Origin of the sequence: Streptomyces sp. NRRL F-6676 (genome assembly GCF_000725625.1) — a bacterium.
Lineage (GTDB): Bacteria > Actinomycetota > Actinomycetes > Streptomycetales > Streptomycetaceae > Streptomyces.
Window position 1 is genome coordinate 147,174 of record NZ_KL647085.1, and the last position, 13,180, is coordinate 160,353.

The 13,180-nt window shown below is 75.0% G+C and carries 7 protein-coding genes; 5 read left to right on the forward strand and 2 right to left on the reverse strand.

Going from position 1 to position 13,180, the window contains the following annotated elements; genetic code table 11:
• Positions 1–191 precede the first annotated feature (191 nt).
• The 4 genes from IO29_RS34805 (at position 192) to IO29_RS34820 (ending at position 4,158) form a co-directional block, all read left to right on the forward strand.
• On the forward strand, positions 192–881 hold the full coding sequence (locus IO29_RS34805; protein ID WP_078618139.1) for a helix-turn-helix transcriptional regulator: 690 nt from the start codon (positions 192–194) through the stop codon (positions 879–881).
• Positions 878–2,128 carry an alanine racemase gene (locus tag IO29_RS34810; RefSeq protein WP_030378555.1) on the forward strand — a complete coding sequence of 417 codons (1,251 nt, stop codon included), beginning with the start codon at positions 878–880 and terminating at the stop codon, positions 2,126–2,128. The genes IO29_RS34805 and IO29_RS34810 overlap by 4 nt, the downstream gene beginning before the upstream one ends.
• A gap of 59 nt (positions 2,129–2,187) precedes the next feature.
• Complete coding sequence (locus tag IO29_RS34815) at positions 2,188–3,156, forward strand: threo-3-hydroxy-L-aspartate ammonia-lyase (protein ID WP_030378556.1); 969 nt, start codon at positions 2,188–2,190, stop codon at positions 3,154–3,156.
• Between the two features lie 75 nt (positions 3,157–3,231).
• Positions 3,232–4,158 carry a glycoside hydrolase family 16 protein gene (locus IO29_RS34820; RefSeq protein WP_030378557.1) on the forward strand — a complete coding sequence of 309 codons (927 nt, stop codon included), beginning with the start codon at positions 3,232–3,234 and terminating at the stop codon, positions 4,156–4,158.
• Between the two features lie 76 nt (positions 4,159–4,234).
• On the opposite strand, the gene IO29_RS34825 is transcribed toward IO29_RS34820, so the two are convergent.
• Positions 4,235–5,326, reverse strand: a complete 1,092-nt coding sequence (locus tag IO29_RS34825) for an RICIN domain-containing protein (RefSeq protein ID WP_030378558.1) — start codon at positions 5,324–5,326, stop codon at positions 4,235–4,237.
• 52 nt (positions 5,327–5,378) lie between these two features.
• Complete coding sequence (locus IO29_RS34830; RefSeq protein ID WP_234316408.1) at positions 5,379–12,668, reverse strand: hypothetical protein; 7,290 nt, start codon at positions 12,666–12,668, stop codon at positions 5,379–5,381.
• A gap of 12 nt (positions 12,669–12,680) precedes the next feature.
• On the opposite strand from IO29_RS34830, the gene IO29_RS39940 reads away from it, so the two are divergent.
• Positions 12,681–13,016 (forward strand): hypothetical protein, encoded by a 336-nt coding sequence (locus IO29_RS39940; RefSeq protein WP_234316409.1) that lies wholly within the window; start codon positions 12,681–12,683, stop codon positions 13,014–13,016.
• Positions 13,017–13,180: the final 164 nt, after the last annotated feature.

The window sequence follows — 13,180 nt, forward strand, 5'->3', positions numbered from 1 at the left end:
AACCGCATCTTCCAACGTTGGAAATTGAGTTCAGCGGAATGACAACACGGCCCTTCGGCGCCTGTCCATACCTCGCGCACAGCTCGGCCCCGAGGACGCCCTTCACTGGATTAATAGTCCAGAGCTGGACTCAATGCCCAGTAGTGGGTACCGTCGGGGGCGGTGAAGGATCCGTCGGAGGGGAAGGGCACATGGACCAGGACACGGGCCCGGACGGCAGTGGGGGCGCGCCGGGGGTGCTGGACGAGGGCGTACCCGTGGCCCCCGACGAGCACGTCATCGGGGAGGTCGAGAAGATCGCCGTCGCGCTGGGGCGGATGTTCCCCGGGCTGTGCGAGGTGGTGCTGCACGATCTGCGCGACCCGCGCCACGCGATCCGGGTGATCGAGAACAACCTCTCCGGGCGCCGGGTCGGGGACTCCGCGACCGAGCTGGGGCTCGCCCGCATCGCCGACCCCGAGTACCCGAGCGTCATCCAGAACTACCCCAACCGGTTCCCCGACGGCCGCCCGGTCAAGAGCACCTCCATCGGCGTCAAGAACGCCGCCGGGGAGTACATCGCCGCGCTCTGCCTCAACCTCGACGTCTCCGTGCTCTCGCCGGTCACCCTCGCCCTGTCCAACCTCGTCGCCACCGATGCCGAACACCGCGACCGGCCGCTGGAGAGCCTGCGCGACCGCAACGCGCGCGAACTGCGCGAGACCGTCGAGGCGCTCGCCGCGGAACGCGCCGGCACCCCGCGCTCGCTGAGCCGCCAGGACAAGAGGGAACTGGTGCGCCAACTGCACCGGGACGGCTTCTTCGACTCCCGGGACGCCGCGCAGGCCATCGCCGATCTGCTCGGGGTCTCCCGGGCGACCGTCTACAACTACACCAAATGAAGAATCCGGACATTGCTCCTGTGAACACCTCCGCACCCGTCCCCGCGCACGCCCGCACCTCCGCACCCGTCCCCGTTGACGCACACACCCCCGCCACCGCCCACACCCTCGCCGAACCCGACACCCCCTTCGCCGTCGTCGACGTGCACAAGGTGCTGCGCAACGTCGAACGCCTCGCCCGGCGCGCGGAGCGGCTCGGCGTCGTCCTGCGCCCGCATGTCAAGACGGCCAAGAGTCTCGACGTCGCCGCCCTGCTGCGGGACGGCGACGGCGCCCCCTGCCCCGTCACCGTCTCCACGCTCGCCGAGGCCGAGGCGTTCGCCGACGGCGGGTACACCGACCTCACCTACGCCGTCGGCATCGCCCCGCACAAACTCCCGCGCGTCCTCGCCCTGCTGCGGCGCGGAGTGCGGCTGCGGGTGCTGCTCGACAGCCGCGCGCAGGCCGAGGCCGTCGCCGACGCCGCCCGCCGGGCCGGGCTCGCGATCCCCGCGCAGATCGAGATCGACTGCGACGGCCACCGGGGCGGTCTGCGCGCCGACGACCCCGCCCTCCTCGGCATCGGCCGCGTACTGCACGAGGCCGGCTGCCTGGGCGGTGTGCTGACCCACGCGGGCGAGTCCTACTTCGCCACCACCCCCGAAGCGCGGCGCCGGGCGGCGGAGCGGGAACGCGACGCCGCCGTCACCGCCGCCGGGCGGCTGCGCGCCGCCGGACTGCCCGTGGCCGTCGTCAGCGTCGGCTCCACGCCCACCGCGCACGCCGCCGAGGACCTCACCGGTGTCACCGAACTCCGGGCCGGGAACTACGTGTTCTTCGACCTGGTCATGGCCGGGCTCGGCGTCTGCCGGCTCGACGACCTCGCCCTGTCCGTCGTCGTCACCGTCATCGGCCACCGTCCCGAGCTGGGCCGGATCCTCACCGACGGCGGCTGGATGGCCATGTCCCGCGACCGCGGCACCGCACGCCAGGCCCAGGACCAGGGCTACGGACTCGTCACCGACCTCGACGGCACCCCCGTCCCCGGCCTCGTCATGACCGACGCCAGCCAGGAGCACGGCACGCTCACCGCCCGCGACGGCGCCGCCCTGCCCGACCTGCCGCTCGGCACCCGGCTGCGGATCCTGCCCAACCATGCCTGCGCCACCGCCGCCCAGCACCACGGCTACCACGTCGTCGACAGCAGCAGGCCCGGCCCGGGCGCGCCCGCGGCCGTCGCGTACTGGCCGCGCGTCACCGGCTGGTGACGACCACCGCCCCCGCCCCTCCCGTCCCGCCGTCCACCCACCCCCGCGAGGTGCCCGCCATGACCGACCCCTCACCCGTCTCCTTCGACGACGTGCGCGCCGCCGCCGGGCGCCTCGCCGGCATCGCCCACCGCACCCCCGTCCTCACCTCCCGCACCCTCGACGCCCTCGTCGGCGCCGAGGTGTTCATCAAGTGCGAGAACTTCCAGCGCGTCGGCGCCTTCAAGTTCCGCGGCGCCTACAACGCGGTGGCCCGGCTCTCCGCCGAACAGCTCGCCAAGGGTGTCGCCGCCTACTCCTCCGGCAACCACGCCCAGGCCACCGCGCTGGCCGCCCGGGAGCTCGGCACCACCGCCGTCATCCTCATGCCCGAGGACGCCCCGCGCTCCAAGCGGGAGGCCACCGCGGGGTACGGGGCGGAGGTCGTCACCTACGACCGCTACTCCCAGGACCGCACCGCGCTCGGCGAGGCCCTCGCCGCCGACCGGGGACTCACCCTCATCCCGCCCTACGACCACCCGCACGTCATCGCCGGACAGGGCACCGCCGCCCTCGAACTCCTGGAGGAGACAGGGGAGCTGGACGCCCTCGTGGTGCCCGTCGGCGGCGGCGGGCTCATCGCGGGCAGCGCCCTCGCCGCCAAGGCGCTGCACCCGGGCACCGAGGTCTTCGGTGTCGAGCCCGAGGCGGGCGACGACACCAGGCGCTCCCTGGACCGCGGCGAACGCGTCACCGTCCCGGTGCCCCGCACCATCGCCGACGGCCAGGCCCTGCCCACCCCCGGCGCGCTCACGTTCCCCCTCAACCAGCGACTGGTCGACGGGATCGCGCTCGTCAGCGACGAGGAGATCGTCCACGCCATGCGCTTCGCCTTCGAACGCCTGAAGATCGTCCTGGAACCGAGCGGAGCGACCCCCCTGGCCGCCCTGCTGGCCGGACGCCTGGAGCGGACACCGCGCCGCGTCGGCCTCATCGCCTCCGGCGGCAACATCGACGTACGGCGCTTCACCGAGCTGATCGGAGGCTGACGGGACACCGCCGGCCCCGTGTGCGCGGCGGATGTCCGGTCACCGAACGGACATGCGTCCCCATAGAGTTCCGTCATGCACCGCACGCGCCGCCTTCCGTTCCGCCCGTTCCGCCCGCGCCCGTCGGCCCTCCGGCCGGCCGTCTGGGCCGCCGTACTCGCCCTGCTCGCCGCCTGCGCGGCCTGCGGTGGGGGCGACGACGGTGGTGGCGACGGGGGCGCGAGAGCGGGCGGCAAGGACGGGGACGGCTGGCAGCTGACCTGGTCGGACGAGTTCAAGGGCGCGCGGGGCACGCCGCCCGACCCCCACAAGTGGGTCCACGACACCGGCGGCGAGCCCCAGTGGGGCAACGAGGAGTGGCAGTACTACACCGACCGCACCGCCAACGCCGCCCTCGACGGAAAGGGCCGCCTCGTCCTCACCGCCCGCCGCGAACAGCTCCCCGGCATGGCGGACTGCCCCTACGGCAGCTGCGACATCACGTCCGGGAGGCTCACCACAAAGGGCAGGTTCACCCAGGCGTACGGGAAGTTCGAGGCCCGCATCCGGGTACCCGAGGGCAAGGCGACCCTGCCGGCGTTCTGGATGATGGGCGACAACGACGAGGAGAAGTCCTGGCCCGGCAACGGGGAGATCGACGCCATGGAGGTCGTCGGCGGCGAACCCGGCCTGGTCTACGGGACCGTGCACGGCCCCGGTTACGCCGAGGAGGGCCTCGGCGGCAGCCACGAACTGCCCGACGGCGAGCGCTACGCGGACGGCTTCCACACCTACGGCGTCGAGTGGACGAAGGACCGGATCACCTGGACCGTCGACGGCACGGCGTACCACAGCGACCGGCGTGCGCGGCACGACGGCAAGCACCCCTGGGTCTTCGACCACCCCTTCTACCTGCTGCTCAACCTGGCCGTCGGCGGCACCTGGCCCGGCCCGGTGACGTCGAGCACGCCGCTGCCGGCCCGGATGACGGTCGACTGGGTACGGGTCTACGAGCGGTCCTGACCGGACGCCGCACCGAGCGGGGCCCGGGCACGAGCGGTCCTGACCCGGACGCCCCCCGGGCGTGGCCCGGCCCGGTTCAGCGGGTGCTCCACTTCTGGTTGTCCTGGCCGTTGCAGTCCCAGAGCTGGAGCCGGGTGCCGTTGCCGGTCGCCTGGTCCTTGACGTCCACGCACTTGTCCGCCTGCGGATTGACCAGGTCGTTGCTGGAGTTGAGACGGAACTGCTGGGCCGGGTTGCCGCTGCACACCGCGAGCTGGATCACCGCGCCGTTCTCCCGTGAGCCCCAGGCCACGTCCATGCACAGGCCCATCGAGCGGATCGTGCCGTCCGAACGGAAGTCCCACTTCTGCCAGTCGGCCTTGCCGCAGTCCCAGATCTCCAGCGGTGAACCGTCGGCGCCCCTGTGGCCCACCATCTCGATGCAGCGGTGGGAGGCGTGGCTGTAGAGGGTGGTGCCGGGGGCGCTGATGACCGTTTCGGTGGCGACGGCACCGCCCGCCCTCTTCTTCGGACTCCCGCCGGAGGAGCCCTTCTCGGCCGCCTTCCCGGAGCTCTCCGCGACCACGCCGGCACCGGCACCGGCCGCCGCGCCGGCCTTCGCCTCCTTCTTGCCGTCCTTCCTGCCGGTCTTCCCGTCGTCCTCGCTGTCCGACGGTGACGGGGACGCGGTCGGGGAGGCCGAACCGTAGGCGCCGCCGTCCGCCGCCGGATCGTCCAGGACCGTACCGGCGTTGGCGGCACGGTCCGACGGCGAACCCTTGGAGTCCGACGTGTCGAGCATCCCGGACACCAGGAACGGCACGCCGACCAGCAGCGCCCCGGCGACCGCCGCGCCGGCGAGTACGCCCCGGGACGGACGTCCGGAGGGGCGGGCGCCGGCGTCCTCGTCGGTGCCGGCGGTGAGGGTGCCGGGGGTGTCGGTGGCGGCCGCGCCGGCGGCGTCCGTCTCTGCCTCGGCGACCGGCGCCGGGGGTGTCGCGGCCTGTGCGACAGCCGCCGGTTCGGGCCCCGTTGGCGTGCTCGGAGCCGGAGCCGGTTCCGTCGGTGCGGGGGCCGTCGCGGCGGCGGGTTCCGCAGTGACGGCGGGTTCCGCGGTGGTGTCCGGGGCCGGGGCGGGCGCCGCCTCGCCCGTCGCGGCCTGGTGCCGGGGGTCGTTGGTGCCGGACATGGGTGGGGTTCCTTCCGGGGACGGGTGCGTGGGGGGAGGTGCCGTCGGACGGTCAGTCGCCGTCCGGGGCGGGGGGAGTGGTCGAGAAGCTCTCGCCGTCGAAATACAGGGTGAGGGGGGCGCCCTCCTCGGGACCGAAGGCGCGGACGTCGCCTCCGGGGAGGATCAGGCGTACCGGCCGTTCGGTCTCCCGTGCCGCCAGAGCGGCCAGGGTGGAGATGTAAGCGGGGGAGTCGGGGCGGGCCAGCACCAGGGCGAGGCGTGCGGCCTCGTCCAGCCCCGCGTCCGCGACGGTCAGCGTGCCCTGGAGTATCGACTGGGCGCGCAGCGCGTCGGTGAGGGCGTTGATGCTCTCCAGGCGCTCGTTGCTCACCTCGGTGCCGGGGCCGGGGAGCGGCGCGTCCCCGGGGGCGCCGTGCGCGGCCACGTCGGCGCGGGCCCAGTCGCGGAGCGCGCCGTGCGGGTCGCGGGCGCGGGTCCAGGCGGGGGCGGTGCCGGACGCGGTGAGCAGCTGGGAGAGCGAGCGGACGAAGGAGTCGGGGCGCTCGCCACGGGGGACGACGGGGCCGGCCCCCTCGCCGCCGTCACCGTCGTCGCTGTCCTCACCGTCGTCGCTGTCCTCACCGTCCTCGTCGGCCTCCTCGACGTCCTCTGCCTCCTCGGCGTCCTCGACTTCTTCGGCGTCCTCGACTTCTTCGGCGTCCTCGACTTCTTCGGCGTCCTCGGCCTCGTCCTCCGAGTCCGACGACTCCGCCACCTCGCCCCCCGTCCCCGGGGCGAGCCGGGCCGGTGCCGGGTGGGGGGCGCGGTGGGGCCAGGCGGCCGGGGTGGAGGCGAAAGAGTCGGTCGGCAGCGGGACGGTGCCGTCGCCGGCCGCCGCCCGGTCCGTCTCCAGGAGGGCGACCCGGTCCGTCAGGGTGCGCTGGGCGGTCCGCTGGAGGTTCGCCTGGTGGGTCTGCTCGGTGAGGGCGTCCGCGATCTCGTGTTGGAGCGTGTCCACCGCCCGCTGCGCGGCGTCCCGCGCCGCGACGGCCGCGTCGTGGCGGCCGGTCGCCGCGGTGAGCGCGCTCCGGGCCGCCCGGTCGTCCGCGAGTGCGGCCGTGGCATGCCGCCGGGCGCGCTCCAGGTCGGCGGCGGCGGCGCGGGCCGCGTCGCGGGCCAGGCCGAGCCGGCGCGCGGCGTCCTCGGCGACGTGCCGGGCGGCGTCGAGGGCGCGGTCGGCGTCCTGGGCCGCCGTCCGGGCGGCGGCCAGCGCGGTGCGGGCATCGTCCCGGCGTGCGGTACGCCGGGTGACGGAGCCGCCCGACGAGGAACTGCTCGTACTGCGCCGGGAGCTGCCGCCCCGCGCGGAGGAGGCCGCGGCGGCGGCCTCGCGCAGGGCGCGTTCCGCCGCGTCGAGCGCGGCTTCGGCCGCCGTCACCGCCTCGTGCGCCGCCCGCGCGGTGCCGTCCGCCGTCGTCACCCGGGCGTCGCTGTCGGCCACGTCGGCCGTCAACTCCGTGACCCGGCGCCGCCGTTCGCCGTCGGCGCGCTCGGCGGCCGTGAGCGCCCGCTCGGCGGCGGTGCGGGCGTCGCGGGCGGTGTCGGCGGCGGTGCGGGCGCCGGCCAGCTCCGCCGCCGCGTGGGTCACCGGCGCCAGGGCGTCGTCGCGGGTGCGTACGAGGCCGGGCATCCGGGTGTGCAGCCCCGCCTCCAGCGCCCGCGCCTCGTCCTCCGCACGGCCGGCCTCCTCCAGGGCGCGCACCTGCTCCCGTACGCCCGCCCAGCCGTCGGCGTCCGCGTCGGCGTCGGCGGCGGGAGCCGCAGCCGGAGCCGGGACCTCCTCCGGCTCCCCGTCCGCGTCGAACCGCCGGAAACGCAGTCCGTCCCCGTCCCGCAGCGCCAGTTCGACCGGCCGGCCGAGGCGCGCGGCCAGGCCCGAGGCGGCGTACAGGGCGCGCGCCGTCTGCTGCGCGCCGCCGTCGGTGGCCAGCCACAGCTGCACGGTGGTGTCGTCCCGGCCCGCGCCCGCCCGGACGCCCTCCGCCAGCAGCCCCGGCAGTTCGCGCAGCGGCACCGTCCGCCAGTCCCGCAGCACCTCGTCGGCGCGCGCGTCGTCCCGGCCGTCGGCCGCGCGGGCCTGTGCGTCGGCGGCCTCGCGGACCAGCGAGGCGCCGTCGAACACGCCGGGGTCGGTGCGCCCGGCGGTGACCCCGAACCCGAGCACGTCGCGCTCCCGGGGCCGCATCCGCACGGTGCCGGTCACGTACCGGTCGCCGTCCGGGCCGTGCACGGTGATCAGCGCGTCGACGAGGACCTCGTGGCTGCGGCTGCCGCGGCTGCCCTCGGCGGCGGCGGTGATGCCCTGCTTGAGCCAGTTGCGCCGGGTCCCGCTGACGGCGGCGCCCGCGCCCGGGGCCTGCGGCTGACGGGCCAGCAGCGGCAGCGTGAACCCGACCACGTGCCGGTTGTCGTCGGTGGCCGCGAAGCCGCCCTGCAACGCCAGACCGCCGGTCAGCCCCGCGTACGAGGAGGAGCCCGCGCTCACCGTGGGCAGCCGCAGCCGGTCCAGCGTGACGTCCCCGGTGTCGGTGACCGGGCGCGGCCGGAACAGCTCCACGGTGAGCCGGGGCGGGGTGCCGGGCGGGCCCTGGAACGGGTACGCGCCCGGCATCCTGGTGGTCAGGCCGGCCGGCCCGCGCGGCCGGTCGAGGGAGAGCGTGCCCGCCTGGATCAGCTCGCCGACCCGCACGGCGGTGGCGTCCGCCGAGTCCGAGGCGGCCAGCGACTGCCAGGACCGCGTCAGCTCCGGGGCCACCTGCGTGAGCGCGGTGGCGAGTTCGGTGCCGCCGTCGAAGGCGAACACCGGCGCGGGGCCGCCGGGCGTGAACCGCCGGCCGCCCACCCCCGCCGGGCGCGCCGTGTGCAGGCCGACCGCCAACGGCGGCTCCGCGGGGGCGGGTTCGCCGGTCTCGCTGCCGGTGAAACGCAGCGCGGCGGCGGTGTACACGGTGGTGCTCCGGGCCGGGCGGCCCCGGAAGACGTGCGCGATCCGCTCGGCGAGCGCCGTGTCCGCGTCGGTCAGGCTCAGGATGCCGTGCTGGAACATGCTGCCGGGCAGGTCCAGGGGGCCCGTCATGGCCGTGGAGCGCACCTCGGCGACGATCCGGTACGGCACGCCGTCGAAGTCGGCGGCGTTGTCCGTGCGCAGCCAGTAGCGGTTCTCGGCGGCACGGGTCGTCCGCGCCGCGTTGCCGCGCACCGTCTCGCCGGTCAGCAGCGCGCCGGCCCGGTCGGTGCGGGGGCCGCCGGAGACCCGCGGGAACCGCCCCTGCCACTGCACGAAGCCCGCGTGCCGGACGTTGCGGGCGGTGGCGTCGGTCACGGACGACGGGGTGTGGGCGAGGAACTGCTCGATCCCGGCCCCCGACGCCGACGGATGCCCGCGCAGCGCCCGCAGCGCGTGGTCGTCGGCGTCCGGCTCGGCCCGCAGCACCACCTCGACCAGCCGGGCGCCGCCGTACCCGACGTGCCGGTAATGGAACCGCTGGCTGTGGCCGGGACCGCGCCCGGCCAGGGTGCGCAGCCCCGCCGTGGAGGTGAGGTCGGCGATCCGGGCGGCCACGCCCGGCAGATGCGAGGCGTGCCCGGGCCGGGTGGTGCCCGGGGCCACCTGCTCCACCAGACCGAGCAACCGCCGGCGCAGCACATCGGGCCGCTGCACCGTGCGCGTGGCGTCGGTGAACTCGCTCATCGCCTGCACGCTGCCGAGCCCCACCTCACGGCTCGCCAGGTAGCGGCGCGGCAGTGGCACCGAACCCACCACGGGCGGCGGCACCGTCAACCCCGCCACCGACGCGAAGAAGGCCGCATGGCGCCGGATCTGCGCCGGGGTCGCGAGGAACCGCACCCCGTCCGGCACGTCCACCGCCACCGTCACCGCACGGCCCTCGCCCATCCCCACCGCGTTGCCGACGGCGTTGCGGCGGCCCCGCCGGAACGTCACCAGGAGCGTCGCGTCGGCCGTGATCCGGTGCTGGTCGCCGCTCTCCGTGGCGGTGCGGTACACGGCCGTCGAGGAGGCGAGCGCCCGGGACTTCTCGCGCCGCCCGGTGCGGGTCGTCCGCGCCGACGGGTTGAGGACCCGCGGCCGGGACACGGACTCCGCCGTATCCTCACCGGGCTCCTGGCCCGGGGTGTCGGAGCGGGCGGCGAGTACGCCGTCGAAGTCGTTGCCCGCCGCCTGGTCGGCCGCCGGGGTGCGCGAGGACGAGGTGTTGTGGACCGCCTGGAAACCGCCCGCGAACTGCCCGCTGCGCACCGTGCCCCGCTGCTGCGCGGCCCCGTCGGCGGCGTTGAGCCCGGTCTCGTAGTACTGCGGCACCGCCCCGTCCCCGCGCGGCCTGCGCAGCACGCCCCGGATCTCCACGGAGATCACCTCGTCCGCCGCGAGCCCCGGCAGCGCCAGGCCCTCCACCACATAGGCGCCCTTGAACACCTGGTGAGCACGGGCCGGCAGGACGACGGGGCTGCGCGCGGCGGTCAGCAACTGCGCGGCCACGGTGGTCGGATCGGTGGCCGACGCACCGGCCAGCGACTCGCCCACGGCCCGCCCGGCCCGGGCCACCACCGCCGGGGTGTACTCCGCCGCCGCGTCCCGGACGTCGTCCAGCAGACCGCGCGCCGGATGGCCCGGGTAGGTGTTGCCGAGGACCGCGCGGAAGGCGTCGTCCAGGGCGGCCGACGCACCGAACACCTCCACCATCGCGTCGTCCGGCAGCAGCACCGTGCCCGGCAGCGGGCGGCCGGCGTCGTCGGTCAGCTTCCGCAGGTCCTCGTCGGCCGCCGTGGCCGCCCGCACGGTGTGCGGCGCGGGCGCGGCCGGGACGGGCGCCGACGCGGGCAGCGTACGGTGCGTCGGCACCGACAGCCGCACCGTGCCCGGCACCCGGTCCGGCGGCGGTCCCGCCGGGACGGCCGGCGGCGCGCCGGGCGGCACGTACGGCGCGGGCACCGTGTGGTGCGCGAACCGCACCACCGGATCGTCCCCGGGGCCCTCGTACAGGTCGAGCGCCAGCTCGGCCGGCACCTCGAACACCTCGCTGCGCTGGCCGGCCCCGTTGCCGATGAACAACTGGTCGTGCCCCACCGACAGTTGCACGCTGTGGTCGTGCCGCTCCTGGTGACCGCCCACCCAGTCGCCGCTGCCGCCCACCGTCCACGCGCCCTCGCGCACCGGCACCCCGAACGTGCCGCCCGCGCCGTACGACCCGCCGACCGTGGACCCCTTGTGGTCGTTGGCCCCGAGCGACAGCGACGCCACGCCCATGCCCTGCACGTCCGGCAGCACCCGCGTGTGCACGCTCGGACCCGTGCCCCGCACCGCGCTGAGCACCAGCCGCACCCGGCGGGTCCCGGTCGCCGTCGGCAGCTCCAGGAACAGCGAGTGCCCGCCGTCCACCATCGCGTCCGTCGCCGCCCGCGTGCCCACCTCGGACCGGGCCTGCTCGAACAGCCGCAGATTGTTCAACTGCGCCTGCACCAAAGCCTCGTCGGGCAGCACCCGGTTGCGCGCGTGCGTCTCGGGCGGCAGGAAGCCCTCGCGGCGCAGCCACGCCTCGGCATGACCGAACAGCGGATCGGCGCCCTCCACACCCAGCGGCGTCGCGGTCGTCCCGATCGACTTCAGATGCTCCAGCTCCGCGGGCAGCCGCCGCAGTTCCTCCGCCGAGGGGACGTGCCCCAGGGCGTCCTCGGCGGTGAGCAGCCGCAGATGCATCCCCCGCGGCCAGCGGCCCGGCGCGAACTCCTTCCGCCCGCCGCCCGGCAGATGCAGCACCAGCGTGTGCCGGACCTCCACCGGCGCCAGCAGATGGCCGCGGTTGCTGCGCACCGCGTGCATCAGCGCCGCACTGCCGCTCTGCGCCAGCGACTGGTGCGCGTTCGCCTGGACCGCCGCCCGCCCCAGCACGTTGCCGCCGATCCGGCGCATCGCGTCCGGATGCCCCTCCGCGTGGTCACCGGTGAGCGCCGGACCGACACTCCCGGACAGCGTCACCCCGCTGGTGAACGCCGACTGCGCGTCCAGCTTCACCACCTGCGTCAGATGACTCTCCAGGTTGATCTTCCCCGGCACGCTCCGCCGCAGCGGTTCGCCCACGACCGTCCGGGTCAGCAACTGGAACATGCCGACCGCGCGCCCCGACGAGTCGAGCAGCACCGGCGAGAACACCCCCCGGTCCCGCTGCATCGGCAGGGTGCCGGCCAGCAGCGGCTCCGACAGGAACGTCTCGAACTGCGCCACCGAGTCCTCGTCCAGCGACCCCAGCTCCGCCGCGAAGTGACCGAGCGCCTCCGCGAGCAGCCGGTGCGGCTCCGCCACCGTGTCCACGCCCCACACCGGAGAGTCGTCCAGATCGGCCGCCTCCGGCAGCTCCCCCTCCTCGTCGAACGCCAGATGCTGCGGGAACCAGAACGTCACCTGCCCGTGCGCCTGCGGCGCCCCCCACGTCACCGGCGGCGCCAGCCTCGGGGTGTCGGTCCGCACCTCGAACCGGGCAGTGAAGTCGTACGGCTCCGACGGCTCGTTGCTGCGCTGCGCCGACGTCGCCTGCACCACCGTCGTCACCGACGCCGTCGACGACAACTGGTTCAGCGTCATCGCCAGCGACAGCGCGGCATCCACCCCGCGCACCGGGATCGCCCGGGTCACCGGGAACAGCCCGGTCCACGGCAGCAGCAGCGTACGGATCGTGCCCGACGCCTCCGAGGCCACCGACTCCTGGGTGCCGATGCCCCGCCGCTCCACGCGCACGTCCCGCTCGCCGCCCTCGTACTGCCCGTACCGGGCCGCCGCCACCGGGTTGTCCAGCCGCATCCGTACGTCGACGGTCCGGTCCCTGCCGTTCACCCGCACCGTGATCCGGTGCCCCAGACTCCCGCGCAGATACGGCAGGTTCAGCACCAGCTCCGCACCGCTCGCCACCGTCCGCAACTGCTCCCGCACCGGATGGTCGGCCGCGGCCCCCGCGAGCCCCAGCGCCCCCAGGATCTGCTCGTGCAGCCCCTCCACCACGGCCGGCGGCAACGGCTCCAGGTACACCAGGCCCACATTGCCGTCCAGTTGGGCGCCGTACGCGAGCACGTACGTGGAGGACGGCGCGGCGACGGGTGCCTGTGAGGTGGGCCAGATGGGGGGTTCGGTGGCGGGGTGGGGGGCTTTGTCGGGGTTGAGGGCGGGGGTGTCGGTGTTCTGTCCGGTGTGGTCGTGGAGGGGGGTGTTGGTGGCGTGGGTGACGTTTTCGATGGTTTCGAGGTAGCGGTGGGGGATGTGGAAGGGGTGGTCGTTGTCGGTGGTGGCCATGAGGCCGGTGGTGTGGACGGCGGTGCTGTGGGGGTGGTTGCGGAAGAGGAAGTCGTTGTCGCGTTGTTCGTCGGGCAGGCCGAGGTAGTGGAGGAGTTCGTGGAGGAGGTCGGCGTCGCTGTGGTTGAGGTCGAAGTGGCGTTGGTTGGCGCGGTGGTGTGGGTGAGGTTGATGGTTTCGGGGTGGTGGGGGGCGTTGTGGAGGGTGACGGTGAGGTGGAACTGGTCGTGTGAGGTGGGCAGGGCGAGGCCGTGGTTGAGGTGGGTGTCGGCGAGGTGGGTGAGGCGTGTGTTGAGGGTGTCGCGTTGTTCTTTGGTGAGTCCGGTGGTGGGGAGGTTGAGGGTGTAGTCGCGGATCCATGTGTTGCCGACCTGGATGCGGCGGACGTCGGCGCGGATGAGTGTGGTCGCGCCGGAGAGTTTGCCGGGTCCGGGTGGGTTGGCGGTGGGGTCGGCGTGGGGGTCGAAGCGTTCGGTGTGGAGGGTGGCGTGGGGTGCGTGGGGGCGGAGGTG